The 22413-nt window shown below is 50.3% G+C and carries 27 protein-coding genes; 18 read left to right on the forward strand and 9 right to left on the reverse strand.

Features of this window, described 5'->3' with window-relative positions; all coding sequences use genetic code 11:
* The 3 genes from AC2IBB_RS14555 (at nucleotide 1) to AC2IBB_RS14565 (ending at nucleotide 3720) form a co-directional block, all read left to right on the forward strand.
* Nucleotides 1–900: a cupin-like domain-containing protein gene (locus AC2IBB_RS14555; RefSeq protein ID WP_486333556.1), complete on the forward strand. Its 900-nt coding sequence runs from the start codon at nucleotides 1–3 to the stop codon at nucleotides 898–900.
* Between the two features lie 110 nt (nucleotides 901–1010).
* Nucleotides 1011–1925 (forward strand): cupin-like domain-containing protein, encoded by a 915-nt coding sequence (locus AC2IBB_RS14560; protein WP_486333557.1) that lies wholly within the window; start codon nucleotides 1011–1013, stop codon nucleotides 1923–1925.
* A 10-nt stretch (nucleotides 1926–1935) separates the two neighbouring features.
* Entirely contained in the window at nucleotides 1936–3720 is a 1785-nt protein-coding gene (locus AC2IBB_RS14565) for a carbamoyltransferase family protein (protein WP_486333558.1), read from the forward strand.
* Nucleotides 3721–3797: 77 nt separating this feature from the next.
* On the opposite strand, the gene AC2IBB_RS14570 is transcribed toward AC2IBB_RS14565, so the two are convergent.
* The 3 genes from AC2IBB_RS14570 to AC2IBB_RS14580 form a co-directional block, all read right to left on the reverse strand.
* Nucleotides 3798–4043: a transposase gene (locus AC2IBB_RS14570; RefSeq protein ID WP_486333559.1), complete on the reverse strand. Its 246-nt coding sequence runs from the start codon at nucleotides 4041–4043 to the stop codon at nucleotides 3798–3800.
* Nucleotides 4044–4230: 187 nt separating this feature from the next.
* On the reverse strand, nucleotides 4231–6120 hold the full coding sequence (locus tag AC2IBB_RS14575) for an acyltransferase family protein (RefSeq protein ID WP_486333560.1): 1890 nt from the start codon (nucleotides 6118–6120) through the stop codon (nucleotides 4231–4233).
* Between the two features lie 404 nt (nucleotides 6121–6524).
* Nucleotides 6525–6707: a hypothetical protein gene (locus AC2IBB_RS14580; protein WP_486333561.1), complete on the reverse strand. Its 183-nt coding sequence runs from the start codon at nucleotides 6705–6707 to the stop codon at nucleotides 6525–6527.
* 169 nt (nucleotides 6708–6876) lie between these two features.
* Between AC2IBB_RS14580 and AC2IBB_RS14585 the strand changes: the two genes are divergently transcribed.
* Nucleotides 6877–7623 carry a class I SAM-dependent methyltransferase gene (locus AC2IBB_RS14585; RefSeq protein WP_486333562.1) on the forward strand — a complete coding sequence of 249 codons (747 nt, stop codon included), beginning with the start codon at nucleotides 6877–6879 and terminating at the stop codon, nucleotides 7621–7623.
* Here AC2IBB_RS14585 and AC2IBB_RS14590 read toward each other — a convergent pair.
* The 5 genes from AC2IBB_RS14590 to AC2IBB_RS14610 form a co-directional block, all read right to left on the reverse strand.
* Nucleotides 7620–8099: a YbhB/YbcL family Raf kinase inhibitor-like protein gene (locus AC2IBB_RS14590; RefSeq protein ID WP_486333563.1), complete on the reverse strand. Its 480-nt coding sequence runs from the start codon at nucleotides 8097–8099 to the stop codon at nucleotides 7620–7622. The two genes, AC2IBB_RS14585 and AC2IBB_RS14590, sit on opposite strands and share 4 nt — an antisense overlap.
* Before the next feature lie 40 nt (nucleotides 8100–8139).
* A complete protein-coding gene (locus AC2IBB_RS14595; protein ID WP_486333564.1) occupies nucleotides 8140–8877 on the reverse strand; it encodes a dienelactone hydrolase family protein in 738 nt (245 codons plus the stop codon).
* A 97-nt stretch (nucleotides 8878–8974) separates the two neighbouring features.
* Complete coding sequence (gene chrA, locus AC2IBB_RS14600; protein WP_486333565.1) at nucleotides 8975–10186, reverse strand: chromate efflux transporter; 1212 nt, start codon at nucleotides 10184–10186, stop codon at nucleotides 8975–8977.
* Between the two features lie 77 nt (nucleotides 10187–10263).
* On the reverse strand, nucleotides 10264–11004 hold the full coding sequence (locus tag AC2IBB_RS14605; protein WP_486333566.1) for a hypothetical protein: 741 nt from the start codon (nucleotides 11002–11004) through the stop codon (nucleotides 10264–10266).
* Nucleotides 11005–11036: 32 nt separating this feature from the next.
* Nucleotides 11037–11777: a hypothetical protein gene (locus tag AC2IBB_RS14610; protein ID WP_486333567.1), complete on the reverse strand. Its 741-nt coding sequence runs from the start codon at nucleotides 11775–11777 to the stop codon at nucleotides 11037–11039.
* 269 nt (nucleotides 11778–12046) lie between these two features.
* Between AC2IBB_RS14610 and AC2IBB_RS14615 the strand changes: the two genes are divergently transcribed.
* The 14 genes from AC2IBB_RS14615 to AC2IBB_RS14680 all read left to right on the forward strand — a co-directional run bounded on the left by AC2IBB_RS14615 (nucleotide 12047) and on the right by AC2IBB_RS14680 (nucleotide 20445).
* Nucleotides 12047–12412 carry a hypothetical protein gene (locus AC2IBB_RS14615; RefSeq protein ID WP_486333568.1) on the forward strand — a complete coding sequence of 122 codons (366 nt, stop codon included), beginning with the start codon at nucleotides 12047–12049 and terminating at the stop codon, nucleotides 12410–12412.
* A 29-nt stretch (nucleotides 12413–12441) separates the two neighbouring features.
* Complete coding sequence (locus AC2IBB_RS14620) at nucleotides 12442–12981, forward strand: hypothetical protein (RefSeq protein WP_486333569.1); 540 nt, start codon at nucleotides 12442–12444, stop codon at nucleotides 12979–12981.
* Between the two features lie 225 nt (nucleotides 12982–13206).
* Nucleotides 13207–13473, forward strand: a complete 267-nt coding sequence (locus AC2IBB_RS14625; RefSeq protein ID WP_486333570.1) for a hypothetical protein — start codon at nucleotides 13207–13209, stop codon at nucleotides 13471–13473.
* 76 nt (nucleotides 13474–13549) lie between these two features.
* Complete coding sequence (locus AC2IBB_RS14630; RefSeq protein ID WP_486333571.1) at nucleotides 13550–14077, forward strand: hypothetical protein; 528 nt, start codon at nucleotides 13550–13552, stop codon at nucleotides 14075–14077.
* 88 nt (nucleotides 14078–14165) lie between these two features.
* Nucleotides 14166–14840: a hypothetical protein gene (locus tag AC2IBB_RS14635; protein ID WP_486333572.1), complete on the forward strand. Its 675-nt coding sequence runs from the start codon at nucleotides 14166–14168 to the stop codon at nucleotides 14838–14840.
* Between the two features lie 439 nt (nucleotides 14841–15279).
* On the forward strand, nucleotides 15280–15789 hold the full coding sequence (locus tag AC2IBB_RS14640) for a hypothetical protein (protein WP_486333573.1): 510 nt from the start codon (nucleotides 15280–15282) through the stop codon (nucleotides 15787–15789).
* 87 nt (nucleotides 15790–15876) lie between these two features.
* Entirely contained in the window at nucleotides 15877–16293 is a 417-nt protein-coding gene (locus AC2IBB_RS14645; protein WP_486333574.1) for a DUF7684 family protein, read from the forward strand.
* 140 nt (nucleotides 16294–16433) lie between these two features.
* Complete coding sequence (locus AC2IBB_RS14650; RefSeq protein WP_486333575.1) at nucleotides 16434–16805, forward strand: hypothetical protein; 372 nt, start codon at nucleotides 16434–16436, stop codon at nucleotides 16803–16805.
* A 94-nt stretch (nucleotides 16806–16899) separates the two neighbouring features.
* Nucleotides 16900–17358, forward strand: a complete 459-nt coding sequence (locus AC2IBB_RS14655; protein WP_486333576.1) for a hypothetical protein — start codon at nucleotides 16900–16902, stop codon at nucleotides 17356–17358.
* 371 nt (nucleotides 17359–17729) lie between these two features.
* A complete protein-coding gene (locus tag AC2IBB_RS14660) occupies nucleotides 17730–18020 on the forward strand; it encodes a hypothetical protein (RefSeq protein WP_486333577.1) in 291 nt (96 codons plus the stop codon).
* Nucleotides 18021–18103: 83 nt separating this feature from the next.
* Nucleotides 18104–18619, forward strand: coding sequence for a hypothetical protein (locus AC2IBB_RS14665; RefSeq protein ID WP_486333578.1), 516 nt, complete (start codon nucleotides 18104–18106; stop codon nucleotides 18617–18619).
* A 76-nt stretch (nucleotides 18620–18695) separates the two neighbouring features.
* Nucleotides 18696–18947 (forward strand): hypothetical protein, encoded by a 252-nt coding sequence (locus AC2IBB_RS14670; protein ID WP_486333579.1) that lies wholly within the window; start codon nucleotides 18696–18698, stop codon nucleotides 18945–18947.
* Nucleotides 18948–19301: 354 nt separating this feature from the next.
* A complete protein-coding gene (locus tag AC2IBB_RS14675; RefSeq protein WP_486333580.1) occupies nucleotides 19302–19727 on the forward strand; it encodes a hypothetical protein in 426 nt (141 codons plus the stop codon).
* A 235-nt stretch (nucleotides 19728–19962) separates the two neighbouring features.
* Nucleotides 19963–20445, forward strand: a complete 483-nt coding sequence (locus tag AC2IBB_RS14680; RefSeq protein WP_486333581.1) for a hypothetical protein — start codon at nucleotides 19963–19965, stop codon at nucleotides 20443–20445.
* Nucleotides 20446–20499: 54 nt separating this feature from the next.
* On the opposite strand, the gene AC2IBB_RS14685 is transcribed toward AC2IBB_RS14680, so the two are convergent.
* Entirely contained in the window at nucleotides 20500–22413 is a 1914-nt protein-coding gene (locus tag AC2IBB_RS14685) for a TonB-dependent receptor (RefSeq protein WP_486333582.1), read from the reverse strand.

A 22413-nucleotide genomic window follows, 5' to 3' on the forward strand; every position in this document is an offset into this window, starting at 1 on the left:
ATGGAAAAACTTGCTGACGTCGAGGCGTGTCCCGTTGAGCGTCTGGATATCTCTCAAATCACCCCCCAACTGTTTCACTCTGAATACCGGCGCAAAAGCCGTCCCTTAGTCATTACCGGCGCCTTGAGCGACGCCAAAAACTGGTCTCTGGAGTTTATGTGTCGCGAAATTGGCGACCGCAAGTTTCCTGTGCGTTGTTATGGTCCCGGACACTTCAATAAGCCCAAATCGGAGTGGAGCAAATACTGCGATTATCAGGAGATGAAACTCTCTGATTACGCATTGCAACTGACCAGCGATTACGCGCGCAAGAACAACCATTACATGGGCCAGGTCGCCATTGGCGATACGCCGCTGGCCAATGTGTTGCGAGGGGCCCTGGGCAATATTTCCGAACGCTGCGATATGCAGAAAGCCACGGACATGTTCCTCTGGCTGGGGCCCGGCGGCCACACCGAACCGCTGCATTGGGATTGCGGGGAGGGCACAGTGCTGATGCTGCACGGCGCCAAAAAAGTGGTGCTGTTTCCACCGGAGCAAAGCGAAAACCTGTACCCCTTCTCACTATATCGCAGCCCTGCGGCGCCTTGGTTCAGCAAGGTCTATGTGGCGAAGCCGGATTACGACGCCTACCCGAAACTGCGGGAAGCCATGAAACACAAAATCGAACTGGTGCTGCGCAAAGGCGAAGTGCTGTTCATCCCCGTTTACTGGTGGCACGAACTCTCCAGCGTCGGCAAGGATTTCTATACTTGTTCGGTCAATCGCTTCTGGCGGGTCAAGCCGTTCTCCCGCCTGACCAGCAACAAACTGGGACTGGCCATGTACTTGTCCCAATTGGGTCTGATGACCGTCAATAACGTGATAGACGGTCTGCGCAGACCGGCTGATGTGGTTTAGGGATTAGGGCGCGGGGGATTCGCCAGGGCGATAACCTGAGATGCCGACCTCGCTCGGTCATATCTCCCGCCACGCCTCCAATAAAATCTCTTCCCAAGGAGATGCCTGTCATGAACAAGGAAACGAGTTACGGCTTAGAGTCCGAGATTGAACGTCTGGATGCAGAGGAGAGCGAAAAGTTCGCTGCGCTCTGTCGGGACTCATCGAAACCGGTGATTCTGAACGGAGGGGCGCTGGCGTGGCCGGCGCTGGGTAAATGGTCGCCGGATTATTTTCGACGACGTTTCGCCTCTCAGAAAGTGCGTCCATCCTTGCAATTACCCGCCTACGGCGCGCCCTATTTCAGCACGGAAAAACACCATCGCAGAGAAATGTTCCTGAGCGAGTTTATCGACATATTGGAAGGGGGCGACGCCTGTTATGTCGACCAGACCGACGTGCATTCCTTCACTGGCCTGGAGGAGGATTTCCGCTATCAGCAGTTCATCCCGCCGGGGCTGAATTTCATCAGTCTCTGGATTGGCTCCAAGACCCGCTCGGGACTGCATTACGACAATATGGACAACCTGTTCGCGCAGGTCTACGGAGAGAAAAAAGCGATTCTGCTGGCGCCACAGGAAGCGCGCAATTTATATCCCTTTGGCGACTGCATCTCCAAGAGTCGGGTGGACCCGGAGCGTCCCGACCTGATGCATTACCCGCGCTTCGCCAAGTCGCAGACTCTGACCGCATGCCTGCAGCCCGGCGATATTTTGTTTTTCCCCCGCGGCTGGTGGCACCACTTTTCCTCCGCTGGGCCGTCGATTTCACTGTCGTGCTGGTATGGCCCGCCGCTCACCATCGCCGAACAGGCGCGCGGCGTGAATCTGGCGGGGCGTCATCTGTGGTTCCGCATCCTGCGCGACTTCTTTTGGCATGGCGTGTTAGGCCGCGCCTACAACCAGCGGTTATTCAGTACGCCTCCTACCGGCAAGTTGCTTTACGACCTGCTGTTCGCACCCAAACGACTGACAAAAACCGAATAAAGGAATGCTTATGTCTAAACCCATTTATGTACTGGGAACCGGGTTGTCCCATGACGGTTCGGCGTGCCTGTTGAAAGATGGCGAGGTTTGCGTAGCCATCGAAAAAGAGCGGATCACCCGCATCAAGCATGATGGTTTTTGCGACAGCGAGGCGATGCAATATTGTCTGGATGCGGAGGGGATCGGCTTTGACGATGTAGCGGTGGTGGTGCAGAACGCCAACTTCAGCAACTTTGATCGCGGCAACAGGATCTTTCACGGCCAAACAAGGATTATTCCGGAGCATGTCAAAACCGTCACCATTTCTCACCATATGGCGCATGCCTACAGCGTAGTGGGAACCAGTCCCTTTGATGAAATGGCGGTGCTGGTGATTGACGGCTGCGGCAGCAGTTGGGACGACTGTCTGGATCGGGAAGGCGCCCATGTGCCGGAAGCTCAGCCGGGCGCTGACTTTAATCATCTGTTTTTCGAAAAGGACAGTTATTACCTGTATGAGAAAGGGAAGTTGCGTCCGGTTTACAAAGACTTCTCTCCTTTCGGCTATTTTCTCAAGGGATACTCCATGTGCCCGCCGACTACCAAACACTCCATCGGCGGGCTGTATTCCGGCGTGAGCCAATATGTGTTTCAGGGCATGGAAGACCCGGGCAAGCTGATGGGGCTGGCGCCTTATGGACGCCCGGGCGTCTATGACTTTCAGGCGTTCGACTGTCGCAACGGACGCGTGTTCGTCAACTATGACTGGATGAAGCACTTCGATCGGCCTCGGGTTCGTTATGAAGATCTGGCGGAGAATTTCGATTATTACGCGGATATCGCCTTTTGGATGCAGCGGGAGATTGAGCGCGCGTTGTTGTATCTGGTGAACCATCGCTTCGAACATCAACCCCACAAAAACCTGGGATACGCCGGCGGCGTGGCGCTCAATGCGGTGGCCAACGCCAAGCTATTGAAGCAAACCGGCTTCGAGGATTTCTATTTTCAACCTGCGGCGGCGGATAACGGTCTGGCCATTGGCTGCGCATACTACGGCTGGCTGGAAGTGTTGGGGCAGGAGCGGATCAAACACGACGCCTCGCCTTATTTCGGCAAGTCCTACGAAGCGGAGGAACTGTATCCCGCCATGCAGACGTACGCCGGAAAAATCAGTTACCGACGCCTGCCGGAAGACGAAGCGATCAATCGTACCGCGGAATTGCTGGCCGCAGGCAAAGTGGTCGCCTGGTTTGAAAAGGGCTCCGAATTTGGGCCGCGCGCCCTGGGACACCGCAGCATCCTGGCGGACCCGCGTAACCCGGACGTACGCGAGCATATCAACCGCAACGTTAAATTCCGCGAAGACTTCCGGCCGTTCGCACCCTCCGTGCCGCTGGAAAAAGCCGGCGTTTATTTTGACTGCGACTATTCCAGCCCCTACATGATTCTGGTGGCGCCGACCCGGCCAGAGTGGAAACAAGAAATCCCCGCCGTTGTCCACGCGGACGGCTCCGCCAGAGTGCAGACGGTGACCGAGTCCGTGTCGCCCAACTACTATCGGCTACTAAACAAATTTGGTGAACTGACAGGCGTCTCCGTGCTGCTCAACACCTCGTTCAACAAGAAAGGCATGCCCATCGTAGAAACCCCCAAAGAAGCCCTCGACTTCTTCATGGAATGCGCCCTGGACGCCCTGGTCATCGACGGCTGCCTGATCGAAAAAGCCGCCGTCGCCCAGGAACCACGCAAAGTCGACGAGAAGAAAGAGTGGGAAAAAGGCCTGGGCAGCCTATACCCGGAAAACGTGGGTATCTGATTCAATAAACCGCTTGTGATCCGCAACAAACATCCCCCGTGCGAGCGGGGGGGGCTACTCCTGCGCTTTTTCCTGAATTAAGCTATCAATCCATTGAAATTGTGCAGAGTTAACAAATAGATCGGCCATACGCCTTTGTCCATCCAGCCCCACCTGTTCCGACGAAACTCTGCAGGTCGGTGCGCGGAGGCGTTGTCCAGGAGTACGACAGCACTCTTGAGTGGAGCTTTACTCTCCGCCAGTTTATTAAAAAGCGCCACCACTTGTGCAGAATCCACCCGCTCCTCGGTTGTATGGAAAGTCAGCTTTTGGCGGCGGCTCATAAACCCCATGGCGTGACAGCGAATACGGAAGCGGGAATTCGGGCTGTAACGGAATCCATCAGTTAGTGTTTTGATTGCGACAGGCTTAAGATGATTGACGTACTTTACGGTGCAAAATATGATCAGGTCGGCGGTCGTAAGTAGCCTATTTTATTATAAAATTTATATTTTTCTACTTAATGCTTACTCACTTTTTTGACTTGAAAATACTTAATGAAGTGGCGATTTTTGTGGCGATCACATTGCTTCCGTGATAAGAAAAGTGTCCTTTATCAAAATATAAATAGTCTGTGGAGTCTCTAAAAAGGCAAGACTCAAAGCTTCTGCATAGAAAATTTGATAAATTAAATACACTAACACCTGAGTCGTTTGCTGTTTTCATAATGATCTCATCTGATTGAATATAGGGTTGTGATGGGAGATATATATTTCCAGCTATAGTTTCTTTTGAAACTGCCAATTGCTCATAAGGATTACTTAAAAAATCTGGTGCATTGGTAAGGATCAAAATTTTGGCAGGTGACGAACTGAGGTGATGAATGGTATCTTGTAAACTATTTTTGAATGCAATGTCTCCAATTTCTCTATGGGTGTTCCACCAATTTGAGGATACTATAACAATATCTTTTGATGTTAGTGTGGGTGCTATTTTATCGAAGAATAAGTGATAAAATCTCTTGCATCGAGATGAGTTGGATTCGTAATTAATTGCTCTGCAAGATGCTCCTGTAAACTGCATTACACTATGTGTCAATTGAGGCTCAATTGATGTGAGGCCATCAAATAAGTGTGCCGCTTCACTATCTCCAAATAAAATAATTCGGCCATGATTCGAAATGTGCACACAGTTTTTACGAATTAGCTGGTTAGCAGCTTGGCTTTGATCAAAAAAACAGCCAAATCTATCGTAAGCTTCTGTTTTTAGAATATGGTGATACTTTTCACCAATTCTAATGATTTCACGTTGATGTTGATTGAACTTTGATTCGGCAATTTTAGGTAACAGGAACCCAATGCTTGTAAAGACTAGCATTCCAAAGAGTGAAAACGAAAAAATAGCCTTTCTTCGCAAAATTTTCCTATCTCTAAATGGTTTTTCGATACACTGCCATGAAAATACAGCGAGTAAAATTGAAAGAGCTGCTAGCGCCGCCTTCAGCTGTATTGATGGCTCTATTAGCCTTATCTTTGCGAAAGCGAATAAGGGTTGATGCCATAGATATGCAGAATAGCTAATCAATCCAGTCCCAACGAGTATCTTCATACTTAATAGCCTTGCGACAATAGTGCCTTTGTTTGCAAATACTATTATCAGAGCAACGCCAGTGACCGGGGCTAATGTATAAATGCTTGGGAAAGGTATAGTGCTATCGTAAGTGAATACTGTAAATATTATTGCAATAATTCCTAGTAGGGAAAGTGGGTTGTTGGTTCGGACTCCGTGCTTTTTTACTAAAAACGCTACTATTGAGCCAACAAGTAACTCCCATGCCCGAGTGGGTGCAAGATAAAAGTTTGCAGTTGTACTATTTCGCCAGCCCCACTCACACAATGCCAAGCTGAAAACTGCAAGAAGACTGATTGTCCAGTACACTTTGTTCTTACCAAATCGCCAGCCTAAACATAAGAGAATTGGGAAAAATATATAGTACTGTTCTTCAACAGCTAAGCTCCATGTATGAAGCAGTGGCTTCTCTTCCGCGACAGATTCGAAGTAGCCGCTCTCTTGCCAAAACAGGAGGTTAGATACGAATAATACGACTGCCATAAGGCTAAGCGAAAAGCCTTTAATTTGACTTGGTGACATCCACATCCAGGCAAATGGTATGCAGATAAGCATAACGAAAAAAAGAGCAGGTAGAATTCTTCTCGCACGCCTCTCATAAAAGCTAGCGATGCTAAAATGTTTGTTCTCTATGTCCTCTATAAGGATTGTTGTAATTAAATAGCCGCTGATAACGAAAAACATATCGACGCCAACAAAGCCCCCACTAAACAGCTCAAACCCAGCATGGAATAGAATAACTGGGACTACAGCCAGTGCTCGCAGACCATCAATTTCTGCTCGATAATTCAACTTGATAAACCTTTTTATATACAGAAGAAGTCGATGTATTACTTGTATTTATTAATTGAGACCTGATCTGACAATGCTGGTTGTGCAGAAGGCAACTGTCAGGTCAAGTTCAATCAGCATACCTTTTCCTTGCAGGCTCGTTGCCTTCCCTCCAAAGGTCACAGTAAGCGCTTTCCCATAGTCCTACTGCTGAGCTATTGTAATAATACACTCTGTCGTCTAGATCTTTTGTAAAGTCATTTATCCTATGTACCAATGATAGGCGCCTTGTTGAGCGAGTACTTGGGGGAAGTTGCGATATTATCAATGTTTCTAGAAGAGTGCTTCTGTTATTCGATTGGATCAACATTAGTCATAATTTTATACCCTGCGCAGTAAAGTTCAGGTAGAGAGGCGGGGGCGACTTAATCCGGTAGCCTGCGTGTAAATGCCGCTGCGGCTTCTTTGGCTTGGGCGGCGGTGGCGCTTTTTCTGCTGTGGATGTTAGCCGCAAGCTTTACTTCGATATCTGTGCCGAAAACAGTGTTGGTTGCAGTGGGCGTTACTTTTGGGGCGGGCGTGGTGACGCATGGGGTGCTTGGGTTCATGTTGAAGTGTCCCGCGTGCGGATGTACGCCTACTGGCGAGGCGGGGCCGATTCACTCTGAAGCGCGCACTCGCCGTTATCCTGCCTCGTACATTTGCGATTTCCCTTCAAACGAGTAATAGTCACTAGTGAATCTTTGATGATTTTCAAACTGTTAAGGATGAGGGGATATGGATATTCAGAAGCTGTTCGATGATAAGGCGGAGATCTACGCGAAGGCGCGACCGCATTATCCCAAGGCGTTGTATCAGTGGCTGGCGGATGCGTGCGACGGGCATGAGCGGGTGTGGGATGCGGGGTGTGGCAACGGGCAGGCGGCGGCTGGTTTGCGGGAGTATTTTTCCGTCGTGGAAGCCAGTGACGTCAGCGGGGCGCAGATTGAAAACGCGCCGACGTATCATGGCGTTCACTACTCCGTGCAGCCGTGTGAAAAAACCGGTTATCCCGATGATTATTTCGACGCCGTCTGCGTTGCTCTGGCCTTGCACTGGTTCGATTACGAGAAGTTTTGGCCGGAGGTGAAGCGGGTGTTGCGTCCGGGTGGGTTGTTTGCCGCTTGGGGTTATAGCTGGCCGCATCTGGGTATGGAGCTGGATGGGGTTCTGGAGCAGAGTCTGTTGCAGGTGATCGAACCCTATTGGGCGCCGCAAAACCTGTTGTTGTGGAATGAATACAAAGAGGTTCCTTTTCCGTTTGAACCCATTCGTACGCCACGGTTTGAACTGATCATGCCCTGGACTCTGGACGAGTTTTTCTCCTACCTGCATAGCTGGTCGGCGACCCGGCGCTGTATGGAGGATCGCGGCGATAGTTTCTTCGCGGATAGTTACGCCCGAATGAAGGAAGCCTGGGGCGGGGTGGGCGCCCGCCCGGTGACGATGGATGTATTTATCCTCGCTGGCCGCCACAACGGTTAATCGCGGCTGAATTGACCAACCAGTCGGTTCATTCCTATGACATGGGGCTCCACTTTCTCCAGCAGTTGCCAGAGAGTGAGCCCTTCAGGCAGATCTAATTGGGCGTTAAGCGCCAGAATCCAGAAGTAGTAGCGATGGGGTCCATGCCCCGGCGGCGGCATGGGACCGCCGTAGCCGGTTTTACCAAAGTCCGTTCTGCCGCTGACGTAGGCGTCGACGCCCTCCGGCAGGCTGCGCACGCTGGCGGGAATGTTATACAGCGCCCAATGCACGAACCCATAGGTTCCTTGCGCGCCAATCAACGGCGCGTCCGGGTCGTGGCAGATAACGGCGAAGCTCTGTGTTCCTGCTGGCTCCCCGGACCAGGATAAGTCCGGCGATACATCCTCGCCTTCGCCAGTGTACCTGGCGGGAATGCGGCCGTCGTTACTGAAAGCGGAACTGCTGAGCTGCATGTTGGATAAAGCAAATCCCATGAGTTCTCTCCCTAATAAACAATGTCCTGAATACTCGTATTTATCGCGTGACGCCAGCCAGAAATTCGCCTAGGCGGCTCCAGGACTTTTTATCCGCGTCCTCTCTGTAACGTTCGGAACCGAATACGGTGAAGGCGTGAGGGGCGCCGCTGTAAGTAATCATTTCGTGGCGCACGCCGCTTTTTTCAAGCTCATTGGCCAAAGCGGCGAACTGCTCCATGGTGATGGCGGAATCAGCGGTGCCGTGCATGACCAGGATCTGGCCCTGGGTTTTACTGTAGTCCTGTCCATCCGGCGTTTGTAGCCCGCCATGGAAGGTGGCGAAGCCTTTCAGATCTGCGCCGGAGCGCGCCATCTCCAATACCGCCGCGCCGCCGAAGCAGTACCCCATGGCGACGGCGTTGTTGACGTTTCCGCCTTCTGACTTGGCCGTATCCAACGACGCCTGCAACAGTTTGCGCATTTTGTCGCGGTCTTTATAAAGCTCGCCGGTGTGCTGGCGTTTGTCTTCGTCTTTGGTGGGGCGCACGCCGGCGCCGAACAGATCGACGGCGAACACGGCGTAGCCCATCTCAGATAACATTTCCGCGCGTTTGACTTCATAGTCGGTCAGTCCGTCCCAATCGTGCACCAGCAGCACCAGAGGCGCGTCTTTGCCGGGGCTGACGTAATAACCTTCATAGGCGTCGCCGTCGACTTTGTAGGTGACAGTTTTTCCCGCGGCGAGGGCGCTGCAGGAAACGATAAGGCTTAGCAGGGTGAGTAGTGGTTTTCTCATTAACCGGTCTCCGTATTAGTTTTTATTGTGAGGCGCGCCGGCGCTGGGTTGGCCGGCGACTCTACTCAGTCTAGTACGAAGCGGGAAAGAATCAGGTTTACAGGTAATAAATCCATGCGCCAGCGAGGGTGGTGGCGATAACGACTTTCCATGGCGCCAGTTTCCAGATGGTTAATAAGCAGAAAGCGGTCAGGGCGATGGCGAAGTCACTTGGCGACAGTACGGAACTGGTCCATACGGGATGGTAAAGCGCAGAACCCAGCAACCCGACCACGGCTGCGTTGGCGCCCGCCATGGCGGCCTGGGCGCGGGATTGCTGGCGGAAACGGTCCCAGTGCGGCAGTACGGCGACGACCAGCAGCATACCGGGCAGGAAAATGGCGACAAGACTGATGGCGGCGCCGAGCAGGGCGTTTGGCGTCAGCGACACGGAGGCGCCCAAGTAGGCGGCGAACGTAAACAACGGCCCGGGAACCGCCTGCGCAGCGCCATAACCCGCGATGAAACTGTTGGCGCTGACCCAGCCCGTGTCGACCACGCTGGCCTCCAACAAAGGCAGCACCACATGACCGCCGCCAAACACCAGCGCTCCGGCCCGATAAAAGGCTTCGAACAGCGCCAGGGCATTGGAGCCGGTGGAGAGGGTAAGCGCAGGCAGGATCAGCAATAAAAGAAAAAAGGTTGCCAGCGCCACGTAGGACTTGCCGTGAGGAAACTCCACCGGCCGATGCTCCTCCACTTTGCGTTGCGCATGACCGCAAAGATGCAAGCCCGCTCCGGCGCCAAGCGCAATGACGCCTATTTGTCCGAAGGCCGAGGGCAGGGCGGCGGTCAGTATCACCGCGACGAGGGCGATACCGGCGCGCTGTCTATCTGGACACAGATTACGCGCCATTCCCCATACCGCTTGCGCCACGACAGCGACTGCAACCAGCTTCAATCCGTGGATGAGGCTTTGCCCGATGTCTCCTGCAAAGGCGTTGGCGCTAAGCGCGAAGAGCAACAGAAACAACGCGGATGGCAAGGTAAAGGCGGTCCAGGCGGCCAGCGCGCCTTGCATGCCGCCACGACGCATCCCCAACGCAAACCCTACCTGACTGCTTGCTGGCCCGGGCAGAAATTGACATAACGCCACCAGATCGGCGTAACTCTCTTCGCTCAGCCAGCGTCGCCGGGTGACGAACTCATCCCGAAAATACCCCAGATGCGCCACCGGCCCGCCAAAAGACGTCAGTCCCAGCTTTAAAAACGCGCGAAATATATCGCCGGTCGTGGAGGTTTGAGCGGGAGTGTCAGTGAGGTCGTTCATAGCGGCGTTTGTGAATCAAAAAGTGCGAAATGCTAAGTCTGTTGTATTGCGCTTTGATGACAAAGCGGGTCTCTATTCTAAGGCTCAAGGCCCCGTTCTTTCATCAATTGCTGGATACGAGGAAATTCAGAGCTGGCGCGTATATTCGGTTGATCCTTGGCCAGGCCGACTATTTCCGGCCAGCGTGACGATGCGACAACGGTGGGGTGCAGTAGATAGTCAACAAACATGAGGTAGTTCTTATAAGGCTCCAACCATGACAATAGCCACTCATGTTCAAGCACATGCGGCATCGCCATGATATCGAAAAAGCACAGCATACTTTCCTTGGCGGCGAGCGGCGGCAGTGTTTCCCAGCCCGCGCACCTGGCCTGGATGCAAGGCTTGAATAACACCTCCGACAGCGGGGCGTCATGTTCCGGTCTGGCGCATTTCTCCGCCAGCGCTTTGACCAGTTCGAGCCATTGTGGGTGTCTTCGGGTCACTTTGCGGGCGAGCAGACCCGCTACCTGTCCAGTCGTGTTGTATTCGCCGAAGCCCTGACACAGCCAGCCTTCGTCATCCAGAAACGCTATGCGCTCGCCATAAACCTCTTCCGCAATGTCCTCAAAGTCCCGTGAGGCGTCCAACGCCGCCATCACCAAACGCGCCCAGTCAGGATGGGCGACGGCGTCTTTATGTCCGAGTATACGTTTACAGGCTTGGCGGGCGGCGTCCAGGCCGGCGGCATTCTCTTGCGTCAAATGCGCCAACAGATCCGCCGCCCAGGTTTCACTTTGAATGGCGGAGGGTTTTAACAGCAGGTTTAGCTCTTTCATTAACTCGTACGCTTGCGTCGATACCGTAATCCCTACTCCAAGCCCCGTTCCTGCAAGAGCTTTTGCAGAGCGGGATATTCGCTGTAATTGCGAATGCTGGGGTCGTCTTTAACTAATAAGGCCAGCTCCCGCCAGCGCTCATGGGCCGCCACATCAGGATGAGCAACGGCATCCACCATCATTCGGTAGCTTGTGAGCGGCTTCACCCACTGTATTAAATCCGGATGCGACAGGACTTGGGGCAGGGGCAACAGGTCTCCAATGAATGTATGCGCGTCAAACTCAAGCACATGTGGGATTAACTGATCCCATTGCGGATAGTTATTCAGAATGGCCGGCAATATGGTTTCTTCGACAACTGGCGCCTGATGCTCGGAACAGTCGCTAAAGTCCATCAGCGCGAGGACCAAATCAAACCATTGTGGGTGGACGCGGGTGGTTTTCTCGCCAAGCAGCAGAGCGACGCTGTAGGTAGTGCTGTATCCATCGAACCCCTGACACAGCCCCCCTTCGTCATCTTCGAAAGAAATGCGTTCGCCGTAGACTTCCTCCGCTACGTCCTCGAAGTCGCGGGAGGCGTTGATCGCCGCCTCCACCAGTTCCGGCCAGCGTGGGTGAGCAATGGCGTCGGGATGCGCGAGTATGGCGTCGCAGGCCTCATTCGCCGCTTCGACAGCATCATCGTCATTGGTGGTCATGTGAGCGAGCAAATCCGACGCCCAGTTGGCGTCTTGAATGGCGGAAACGGTTAAAAGTTGCTCCAGTTCTTTCACGACGGAATATCCTCTTGGAACTATCTCTGAAAACACGGACAAATGGCCGATTCACCGTCCGCTCCACGGGTGTTATACCTTAATACGGCCGCCAACGCTAACCGGTATCAGGAGTGCGCAACGGTCTGTCGCGCCAGTGACGGCGCAGCTTCGAAAGGGTATTCGACTTATTGATAAGGTCGCTGTTGCGCCGGTCTGCGCAACCTGAACCCGCAATCCGGTTCAGCCACCTGGCGACGCCTATTCTTTTCAATCAGACAGAAGTATTCATGGTCAGAATTATTGGTCCGGCAACCCCCCGATATCGTTTTGAGAAATGCCCCGTACAGGATAAATACGTCCTGGTCGAGAACACTCCATTCGAAACTCCCGCCGCCACCTTGGGCGAGGCCCTGACGCAATATGCGAACGCCTTCAGCGCCAGCATCCGACCCTATGACGGCGACGACAACATCCCATTGCCGGAAGGGGAGTCCAAGTATTTCTATTATCTGGACAAAAACTCCGTGCACGGCGAAGCTATCGTCGATATTCACATACACCGTCACAACGGCGAACACCTGTGCCCCGGTCAGAACATGAACTTTCAACTGTTCTCCGGCGACGCCATAACCATCGGCGCGCTGGCTTGTTAAGGTAATTCGTAGTCGCCAGGGAGGATTCTTTGTTCACCAACGAGCACATTACCCGGTTACTTAATCAGCAGCCGATTTCAGACGCGCTGCCCTGGTGCGACGGAGACGAGCGAGCTGTCGATAGTTTCTATAAGTACGTCTGCGCAAGGGGGTCGCAATTGACGATGGCCCAGTTTCATGCCGAATGGGAACACTACGGCTCCGGCTACGCGTCATTTGTCGACGTCTGTTTTTACCAGGGTAAGGCGGCGCAGGGACAAGACGCCCCTGAACAAATGGGGCTGGAAGTTCTGTTCAGCCGCTTGTCGCCTTATTTTGTATTGATGGAAGCCCCCGTTCCCACCTCCGGTTTTCATTCGCTACCCTCTTTTAATGGCCTGGATCAGCTTCGTACGCCGAATGTCATACAGCTGGCTCAGACAATTCATCCCATATTGGAAGACTTTGGGCTGTTGCGCTTGTATAAATCTGATCTGAATAAGGCGCTGCCTCGCCAGATCAAGGTTCCTACCGTGTTGAATGAAGGCGCTTTTAAGTTGTACGACGCGTTGTTCTATTGGGAAGATTAGAGTGATGCTTTCTAAAAAAACATGCGATTCAATAACTTGAAGGCTGGCCAGTGGTGATAACGGGCCGCCGAAGAAAGCGTATATGCGCATGCATGGTTTTTCGTAAAGGGGGTAGCTTGGACTTCTGGGGGGGGGGTACACTGGAATCGGTGGGCTGGAGGAACTATCTTCAACTTGTTGCAATAGGAAAATGCGCATTCTCAATATGTCTTGAGAACGTAAATTGTGAAAAATAATAAAGTACCTCTATCAGAAAAAGAAAAGTCTGATATCGCTTATTTGAAAAATCTTGTGCGGGAGCTCAGGAGCGAAAACGCGAAACTGAGCAAAAAGACGACGCGCCTTGAAGCAAAGTGCGAAACCCTTGGAAATAGAGTTTCAGTGCTGGAAAAGTTAAAGGTTCCGAAGCAAGCAAGACAATTGTCAGATTATGAATTCGCTAGACGTATTGCTTTTTTGCTAAACAAAGCTGGAGTAAATATTAACGGGTAGAAGGGGGCGTAAAGCCCGCCTTAACAAGCCGTTCAAGTTGACTGCATTGCGTGTGGCGGATTAGCTGAAACGTTAAATGAAAGAGGCTCGAAAAATCTTGAAAAAGTTCTATGGTTTTATTTATTTTCTATTTTTATTGCAGGGTTGTGCTTTATCTGGACTTACTCAGATGGAGATGCTGGAAGCTGAAACATCAGATATGCTGAGTGAAGAGATTGCAATAGAATTTTATTGTGGATCAAAAACACACAGCGTTATGGCTTCATTGATTGTTCCTCTTCCACCAATAATTCCCGTTTTTATTGATTCAGATCCACGAATTTTCCTTACTCATCCGAGTTGGGTTACAGTTGAGTCGATGTCTCTGAAAAATCAAGATGGAAAGCAGATAGAACTCCAGTTTGTTGAGGATCGCCCTAAGCTCAAAAGCGACGATAGAATAGTAAGCTTATATATAGCGAAAGGAGGCTGTGATTGTTTAGGGGACTCGAATCTTGAATTCAAGGCTATAAATAGAGAAACTGGTGTAATCACTCATATAAAAGTAAAGATAATATACAGTGCAGGGGAGCTGACATTCGAATGGGGTTATCTGAGTGCTTAAAATATTTTGACAGGGGCTAAAACCGACCGGAGCTCGGCTGCGCTTAGTGCCAGAAGCTATCTCCGGCGCTAGGATTTAATGGACAGGTATGGATTTAGAAGCAGGTTTTTGGGCTAGAGATTACGAGATTGATAAACAAGATTCGGAAATCGTTCCAAAGTCAGGTGAAAATCGAATAGTTTATGTTTCTTTAGGTACTGAACTTCGGGAAGATGAAAAGTTTTATGTCCTTTGGTTTCCGCCTTATTCAGAATTCAATGGGTGGGATGATAATCCAAATGAAATTAGAGGAACTCATGTAGTTGAATGTACATTAACTTATCTTGAGAGTTATCCGTATATAGATGATCGGATCAATAACTTTGTAGAAAAGAGTATCGTCCCTAAAGCTGCAAGTAAGTATGAAGCTAGTGTCTTGATGGTTAAGCCTTTTCTAGAATTCTGCAAAAACTATAGGTGTAATGATGAGTTTTACTTTCAGCGGTGTGGTTATCCTGATGGTAGCTCCAAAATGATATGGGAAGAGTCAAAGGAATATAGAAAAGCTCAACTTGGAAATGACCTCATATACATAACCGGTAGTGTCCCTGAGCAGAGTTTCGGTGCTGTAATTGAAGTTAGTGTTAATGGTAGTTACTGCGTCAAGTTCCATGAGCATTATGACCCTGGTATAGAACAGTGCGTAGCCATCAACTACGAACTAAAGGGAAACGAACTTCAGTTTTTTAAAGAGGCAATAGAGAGTGCTATTGAGCTCGACTAGCAAAAAGTCGTAGCAAGTCAATACGGCGTTGCCCTTCGCGCTGGACGCTCTCTGCTGCTTGAAGCATTAGGCGAAAAGAAGTGTGTTTGCGGTGATGTAGAAGCTGAAAGCTCGGACAGCTTCTACCAATCACAAATGGTTGATGGAGTAATTAATCGTAATAGTTGAATAGATGGCGATCTTGAGGCAGCAGCGCGACACGAAGAGAATGATGAATAGTATGACTTCACAGATCCGTCAGAATTAACCGATGAAAACCTAAAATGCGGCAAAGAACATCTTGATGCAAAACAGATTACGCAAAATGAGTTTGAAGATTTATGGGGCTCTATACGAAACTAGCAGTAGTATCACCTGACAAGGCGCTGTTGTCGCCGCTTTCGCGTCTGAGACAACTGTCACGTTGCACTGGCTACCCGAAAGCTAGCGGTAGCCGATTATGAAAAGACGACGCCCCACAATTCCAATTTCCGAATGGAAATTGGCTACTCACTTAGAGGCAACCCATGAAATTCAGAATCAAAAGGGTGTGCCAGCATATGGCTGCGATTGTGAGTGGTGTTTTATCTGGAAACACTGCTTAAAGGATGTGCTTCCAGAAGAGCTACAGGGGCAACTCACAAGGGTTGGAGTGGAGCTAGAGCACCCTACCGACGTATACAAATTTAGCGATAACGAAAATGGGTCTAGCATAAGGGTGGTCTATCATGCTGTGGGCAAGATTCTAGAAGGCCCTAATCACTGGAAAAGGACTGATATGGGGGCGATGCTTATGTATTCCACAATCAGGGAGAACCCATACTTATCTCTGCTCGTGTTTCCCCAAAGTCAGTCCCTTGATGAAGCGCCGGTTCTTAAAAATACATCTGCTGGTGAGCTGGTGCGGATTGATTTCCGTCTTGCAATACCAAATGAAGTGATAAAAAGTAATGTGCCAGATCTTGCCTAACAAGGCGCTAATGTCGCCATTATCGTGGCTGGGATACGCTACGCTTCAGTCGGCCCAATGCCTTGCGATACGCGCATGAGCGCTTTCATGAAGATTGAATATTTGAACATAAAGCCAAACGCAGAGAATTTATCGGTTTTGTCTTCTGAACCATTTCGCGCCATAGTTGTGATAGAAGAACCGGTTTCTCTCGAGTGGCAACATGACCTTAGCAGAAGCTTAGTCAAAGCTGGCTGTCTATACATGATGGCGTGGGGTATTGAAGCAAGTAGTTGGGATGATTCAGTTGATTTCGCTAATCTTGAAGCATTCAGCTACGGTGATATTCCAAATGAGAAATGTGTGATGACTACGTGGCACGATAATGAGCCCCTTGAAGCGGTTTTCGCTTACTCGAAAAGGCTCGCTCATCATCCCGTTTTAGATTTGGAAAAAACGGTAATAGTCCATATCGCATCTACCAGCAAGGAGAGTGACTATTTATCGGTGTACATAGGCGCTTAGCGTTGGCGCTGAAGTACATCGCATGCACAACAATCGCAAGCAGTGGAACAACCTAAGCTTCGCCATATTTTGGGTACGTCGATTTGCTCCTTTTTATCACAAATATAGCTCCACTGCGGTCGCCCGAAGACGTTATGCTCATGAATAAAATTAATCTACTGTTAATACTTACAGTTTGCGGATTTTTAGCAGGTTGTCCACCTGTCTATAAGGTAAATTTACGAAATGAAATGCCGACAGATATAGCCATTTTTTATCATCACAATGATTCTGAACTTTTGCGTATTCCTGCTAATGGTGAAGGACGTGAACATTGGAGTCATTATTGTTTTGCTATCAGTGATAATGGTGTTATTTATTATTTTGATGGTACTGAGTTGCCAAGCAGTGTCTATGAAACTCACATGTTTAGCACATCTCTAAACGCGATCTACAATCATGGTAAGTTAAGCTACCTGGATTCCAATGGTCAGGTTGTAGCTTCAGTCGACGGGGCATCAGAGTGCAAATAGAGCATAACAAGCGCGTCAACCTCGCCGGCTGTTTGGGCTGGACCTCAAACTGCTGCGCAGTTTTTGACTGGCTATGGCTGGGGCAGGTGTAACCATGAAAGTCGCCGATTTTGTAGAAAATACATATAATTTTTTCGAGTCGTTTGAGAAGCCTGATCTGGCAACTAATATACACCATTGTGAGGAATGCCGAGATCATACTGACGAAGTAAATAGAGCTGATCGTAGGGATCTATCACCTGAGCAAGTGGGGACAGTTTGCTGGGGAGTCTCATCATTTTTAACTCCACAAGCAATGGGCTATTACATACCTAGGCTAATTGAGCTGGCTGTTACGGGTCGGAATAATAAGGATGGCGTTCCTTATATGTGCTTATTTCTGAATAAAATTGGACTAAATTCTGGATCAGAGCAGTTTTCTCTGTTTTCAAATGAACAGCGCTTAGCTGTTCGTGATAGTCTTGAGATTCTGAAAAGTAACTATCTGGAAATACTGGAAGAGCACTGCTGGGAAGATGAAATCGATAATGCAATTATCCAGTGGAACACCTAACAAGCAAAGGTAGAGGGCTCCAAAAAGCGGCGCTCGCTGCAGCCTGTGGTGATAACGGACCCCGAAGAAAGCGTATATGCGTACACACCGTTTTTCGTAAGTAAGCCAGCTTGGATTTTCGGGGCTTTTACACTGGAATCGGTGGGCTGGAGGGGATATCTTCGAAGCTTGGAAATTGAAAAACGCGCACTTGCAATAATGAATATGATTGGGATATTTGAAAACCTAATAGATGAAGCCTCAACAAAGGCTAAGGATTTAGATATTTCCACCTTTGCTATAATCACGACCATGAGTCGGGATTTGTTAGCGTCTGTATAGATGCAAAACAAAACCCAGAAAATCAGTTGCTTGAATAGAACAAATACAGCATGAAGCATTTTCGCCGAATTATTGAGGAAGGTAGTATTGAAGAGGCCATGCTCTGGCAAGCAAATATTGGGCGTAATCTATCATTAGGTGATTATGGAGCGGTAAACCTCTCTGAAAAAGAAGTAGCGGGTATAGCTCCCGATAATAGCTTCTATCTCGATATGGTGAAAGCCATAAAAAATAAGGAAGACCTTATTCCACAGAAAAGCACGCACGGAAGTTCCCTTCTATTTTGTTGCTCTACTGTAGATGAAGAAGTTGGTCTAACTTGGGTGCAAGAAAATGCTTGACAAAGCTATTACGAATGGTCGACAAAAAGACGTGGAAAGTATAGCGTTTCATTTTGTCTATTTTGGAAGATTAATAATTGATAATGAATATTGATAAAGCACTAGAGTTTCTTAGAAAGCATCAGCCGTTGCCAGCGGATGAGGATGTATCGGAAGCCGATATTGATATGTTCAATCAAGTTAGGACGTTCCTGATTTCAAACCCCGATGAACGTGCTATTCCACTTGTTCTCAATTCATTCGGTGATGGAAGTGGTTTTGGCGTCTATCAGATCTGCGATGATATATTTAGGCCATTTAAATCAGAGGTGGTTTTACCTCACTTAAAAAACGCTCTGGCAAGTAAGCACTATGGGGTGCGCTACTGGGCCTCCCAGTGGGCGATGGAAATTAATTCGATTGATATAGTCCCGGAGATTAACAGTATGCTAAAAAATCCTGAGGACACTGAAGCTCACTATTATTGTGTTGCAGCGCTCATTGATATATGGGGAAAAACGAAAAATCCATTTGTTTCTAAGTCAATAATCGAGCTAGGTGGTAAATCAAAAAACATAGGTGTCTCAGAGTTAATCCATGAGCACCGCACTGAGAAGTAGAGTTATAACAAAGCAATCTTGCGGATTCGCTCCGCTCATGCGTAAGTTGCGGCGTTAACCACAGTCGAGGCGGGTAATGAATACAGAACTTCAAGTGAAAGCTAAGAAACTCATAGAGATCGATGATATTGATGGTGCATTGCAATTACTACGTGCGGAAGGGGCGAGTATAATTGAGTCAATTAAGCTTGTGAAAGAAACTAAATCAATTTCTCTTGGTGATGCAAAAAAATTAGTTGCTCTACATCCAGTTTGGGATGATCAGCAAGAGAATTTTAGGAACTTTCACGATTCCATTATTGATGTCTTAAATGATAATGACGCGTAATTCGCAGTTAGAAACTTTAGACTGGTGACGCAAAGAATGTGCGCATCAGCTAATTGCGTGGATCGCTTCGTTCACTTTACTACGCAATGCTCAGTTCAGTTAGAGCGGCGTTAGCCAGAGTAGAGTCATGCATATTCCAATATCTCGCGATTCTACTCGATCAATATCAGTCGGTCCGGATAGGTCGATATCTATTGATTCTAACCGGTCCATCAGAATCTATTCGATACCAACAATAATCGGTTGGTGTTTTGGGCTTTCTCGGGCGCTCCAAACTGGGCCGCTCTGCCAGGGTTAGATGGCCTGAAACACTATACTGAGCGGATAGATCGAAGAACTAAGAGGAACTGCAGTATGGATCTCATTTTTGAGCCCTTCGTTGGCTTGGGACCACTAAAATTTGGCATGTCAAAGTCGGAGGTAGAATCTCTGCAGTCAGAGGTTTGTGGCTTTGGAGATTGCGATTATCAAGACGGCAAACTTAGCGCATTTTCGATCTATCCAGCCGATGTTGAACACCTGATTATTGTTGGCGAAGATGTTCAGAAAATGGATAAGCTCTCGGCCGCACTTCATCTGGCTAACCTGAGCGCTGATTATGGGCAAGCCCAGGGCGGATCGCTCTACTTCATGGATTTAGGTTGCGCTATTCTCCAGTTTGAATCGCCTTCACGTGAGTTCTTATTCTTCGCGCGCGAGTACGATACTGGAGAACCTTTGAGGGAAATGACGCTATCTTCTATCAAGTCTTACTACGAAGATAACGCCTGGGACGCCTAATAGTTATTTGTTAAGGGGCGGCAACTATCTGGCAAATTTTAGCGCGCAGCCCGTTCCGGGCATTGGACTCAAAGCGCAGAGGCGTTCGTTTTCACCCGAGTACAAGAGTGTTAAGGTCACAAAGATTGAGTCAACCGAAAGTAGCAACATCGTTTTTTACCCCACAGTCTGATTAGATACCCACTTGGTAACCTGCGCGCCCACATCAATCCGTAACTCAAAAGGAATCCCTGTTTTGTCTCAAAAAGGTACCCCGTCTGTCGCAAAGAAAGTCGTTATTTTGGTTGTACTGACGGCTATCTCTCTTGGTGCTTTGGTGTGGTTTGGTTTTGCGGTGGCGTCGACGGTCCGGCAGGTGGCGGCGTTGCCGCCCAGTTTGTATGTCGAGCCGGCGTTATTCAGCATGCTGGGGATAGGCTTGAGTCTGTTTTCCCTTTGCGTGATGGGAGGATTGGAGCTGCTGGAGGCGGTAAAAAAGCCATTACGCAAAAAGACCGAAAACCGCATCTTTAAACTATTACAGCCTGTTTTGCTGGGAGGGTTGGCGATGATCTTCGTGCTCCCTGTGATGATTCATATTCCCCTGTCGATCTATCTGGAGAAACAAGGGTATAGCGACTGTGAGGAAGCGTCTTCTTCCGGCTTGCGTTACCAGTACATTGTTTACGCCAAGTCGGAAGAAGCATGCAGACGCGCGGCTGAGTTATCGGCGGAATAGAGTGTTTGGCTATTCCGCCCTGGCGGTCGGGACATCCTTGCCAGGATTGCTTTTCTAAAAGCTCGCGGACAATCCAATCTGAGCCCAGCGGCCCGGCATGGGATAGCCTGGGCGATAGGCGTATTCGCGGTCGAATAGATTCTCCACGGCGACAAAGACTTCGCCGTCCTGACCCAATGGAGACAGAGGATAGGACACTCGCATGTTGGCCACGGTGAAGCAGCTGACTTTCTCCGCATTGACATCCCCTGACGCCCGTTTGCGAGTCAACGCCCAAACCTCGGATTGATGCTGGGCGTCCACGGCGAGGCGGAAGGGGCCAATAGCGCCGTTCAGGCCCGCGGTGAACGCCCGCTCCGGGGTATAGGGAAGATTGTCGATATCCGGATCGAGCAGCGTCAGCCCGCCAAACAGGGACCATCCCGCCGGCAACGCCTGGCTGACCGATAATTCGACGCCGCGCATACTGTAGTCGCCGAAGTTAATGAACTGTGGGCTGGAGACCTGTGGAGGAAAAGCGAAGACGTAGCGGTTTTTCACCTTGTCTTTGAAGACGCTGAGGTCGATCTGGGTGGTGGTTGTCAACGCGAACTTGGCGCCGGCTTCCAAATGATCCAGCTCTTCCGCTTCCAGTTGTTTCCAGCTGTCGGCCAGAGGCGGTATCGCCGTCGCTAATGTTGGCGCTTCCAGACCCGGATAATTGACCCCTTGGGAGGCGTTGACGAACAGCGTCAATGAGTCCGACATTAGCGACAGGCCTGCATAAGGCGCGGTCTGGGCGTCAAACTCGCTGTGATCGTAATAACGCACGCCGATGGACGGCGACAGCATCCATTCATCGTTGAGCATGAACAAGTGACTGAGACCGACATAGGGCGACCACAACTTGAACGTCGGCGCGTCCAGGTAAGCGCGTCTGGTGGGATCGTCGCGATTAAAGTGCGCTTCGCCGGAGACACGATCGTAATCCAGACCGGCGACCAGGGTTCCGTCCATCCAGGGCGAAAATTGCTCGCGCCAGCGCAAACCGCTCATAGTGAAATCCGATAGCGTGTCGCCATCACCGCCGCCCTGGTGATACCAGTTACCTTCGCCGGAACTGTGATGCAGGCTAAACTCGCCGGACCAGTCGCCATGCTCGTGGGACAGTGTGGTCGCCAGCATGAAGGCCTGGGTGTTGTACTCCGGCGCGACATCCGGTTCGGGGTCTCCTTCTTTGCCCGGATCAGTGCTTTCGTTGTCCACGTACAACCCGCTGAAAGAGGCTGCCCAGTGCTCATTCAGTTGCGCGCCAACCCGGCCGAAAAGATTCTTCAATTCGCCGTCTGCGTTTTTGCGGTGGCCGTCGGAAGTGGCGTAGCCTTGCGCCAGCGTAAAATCCAGATCGCCATTGCGGCTGGTCAACTCCGCCTGCTGCACCAGTGTGTGATATGTGCCTGCAGAGATACGCGCGGCGCCGTGAGTCCCTTCCTCTGTCGCCCGCTTGGTATGCAGATCGATGGAAGCGAAGTTATTGCCGTTGATCTGCGGCTGCGGGCTTTTGTACACGGTCATGGATTGCATGGCGTTGACCGGCAGGAGGTCCAACAGTGGGTGTCCCCATAAGCCCATGTACAGGGGCAGGCCGTCGATGTAGGTCTTTATCTCACTGCCGGGACGGGTGACGCCCATGCCGCGGATGAACACCGCGCCGCCCTGATCGCCGCCGAACGCGCCGACCGGGTTATAGCGGGAAATCTGCACGCCCGGCGTGCGACGCAACGCAGCAGTGAGATCCACTGCGTTTTGATCGCGAATCTGCTCTTCAGTGACAACCGCGGACGTGCTGGAGAACATATCCACTTCAACTTCTTCAATGACCGGCTTGGCGGTCACCACCAATGGCTCCAGAACGGTGGTCTGCGCATGCGCGCCGCCAGCGGCGGTCAACGCGACCGCCACGGCTAGTTTTTTGGGTGAAAATTTCAT

The organism is Hahella sp. NS-SX17 (assembly GCF_057367735.1).

What these genes read in the sequence shown, in the direction of transcription:
- AC2IBB_RS14555 (WP_486333556.1), top strand. Translation starts at nt 1, where the DNA reads ATGGAAAAACTTGCTGACGTCGAGGCGTGTCCCGTTGAGCGTCTGGAT.
- AC2IBB_RS14560 (WP_486333557.1), top strand. Translation starts at nt 1,011, where the DNA reads ATGAACAAGGAAACGAGTTACGGCTTAGAGTCCGAGATTGAACGTCTG.
- AC2IBB_RS14565 (WP_486333558.1), top strand. Translation starts at nt 1,936, where the DNA reads ATGTCTAAACCCATTTATGTACTGGGAACCGGGTTGTCCCATGACGGT.
- AC2IBB_RS14570 (WP_486333559.1), bottom strand. Translation starts at nt 4,043, where the DNA reads ATGAGCCGCCGCCAAAAGCTGACTTTCCATACAACCGAGGAGCGGGTG.
- AC2IBB_RS14580 (WP_486333561.1), bottom strand. Translation starts at nt 6,707, where the DNA reads ATGAACCCAAGCACCCCATGCGTCACCACGCCCGCCCCAAAAGTAACG.
- AC2IBB_RS14585 (WP_486333562.1), top strand. Translation starts at nt 6,877, where the DNA reads ATGGATATTCAGAAGCTGTTCGATGATAAGGCGGAGATCTACGCGAAG.
- AC2IBB_RS14590 (WP_486333563.1), bottom strand. Translation starts at nt 8,099, where the DNA reads ATGGGATTTGCTTTATCCAACATGCAGCTCAGCAGTTCCGCTTTCAGT.
- AC2IBB_RS14595 (WP_486333564.1), bottom strand. Translation starts at nt 8,877, where the DNA reads ATGAGAAAACCACTACTCACCCTGCTAAGCCTTATCGTTTCCTGCAGC.
- chrA (WP_486333565.1), bottom strand. Translation starts at nt 10,186, where the DNA reads ATGAACGACCTCACTGACACTCCCGCTCAAACCTCCACGACCGGCGAT.
- AC2IBB_RS14605 (WP_486333566.1), bottom strand. Translation starts at nt 11,004, where the DNA reads ATGAAAGAGCTAAACCTGCTGTTAAAACCCTCCGCCATTCAAAGTGAA.
- AC2IBB_RS14615 (WP_486333568.1), top strand. Translation starts at nt 12,047, where the DNA reads ATGGTCAGAATTATTGGTCCGGCAACCCCCCGATATCGTTTTGAGAAA.
- AC2IBB_RS14630 (WP_486333571.1), top strand. Translation starts at nt 13,550, where the DNA reads ATGAAAGAGGCTCGAAAAATCTTGAAAAAGTTCTATGGTTTTATTTAT.
- AC2IBB_RS14635 (WP_486333572.1), top strand. Translation starts at nt 14,166, where the DNA reads ATGGATTTAGAAGCAGGTTTTTGGGCTAGAGATTACGAGATTGATAAA.
- AC2IBB_RS14640 (WP_486333573.1), top strand. Translation starts at nt 15,280, where the DNA reads ATGAAAAGACGACGCCCCACAATTCCAATTTCCGAATGGAAATTGGCT.
- AC2IBB_RS14645 (WP_486333574.1), top strand. Translation starts at nt 15,877, where the DNA reads ATGAAGATTGAATATTTGAACATAAAGCCAAACGCAGAGAATTTATCG.
- AC2IBB_RS14650 (WP_486333575.1), top strand. Translation starts at nt 16,434, where the DNA reads ATGAATAAAATTAATCTACTGTTAATACTTACAGTTTGCGGATTTTTA.
- AC2IBB_RS14655 (WP_486333576.1), top strand. Translation starts at nt 16,900, where the DNA reads ATGAAAGTCGCCGATTTTGTAGAAAATACATATAATTTTTTCGAGTCG.
- AC2IBB_RS14660 (WP_486333577.1), top strand. Translation starts at nt 17,730, where the DNA reads ATGAAGCATTTTCGCCGAATTATTGAGGAAGGTAGTATTGAAGAGGCC.
- AC2IBB_RS14665 (WP_486333578.1), top strand. Translation starts at nt 18,104, where the DNA reads ATGAATATTGATAAAGCACTAGAGTTTCTTAGAAAGCATCAGCCGTTG.
- AC2IBB_RS14670 (WP_486333579.1), top strand. Translation starts at nt 18,696, where the DNA reads ATGAATACAGAACTTCAAGTGAAAGCTAAGAAACTCATAGAGATCGAT.
- AC2IBB_RS14675 (WP_486333580.1), top strand. Translation starts at nt 19,302, where the DNA reads ATGGATCTCATTTTTGAGCCCTTCGTTGGCTTGGGACCACTAAAATTT.
- AC2IBB_RS14685 (WP_486333582.1), bottom strand. Translation starts at nt 22,413, where the DNA reads ATGAAATTTTCACCCAAAAAACTAGCCGTGGCGGTCGCGTTGACCGCC.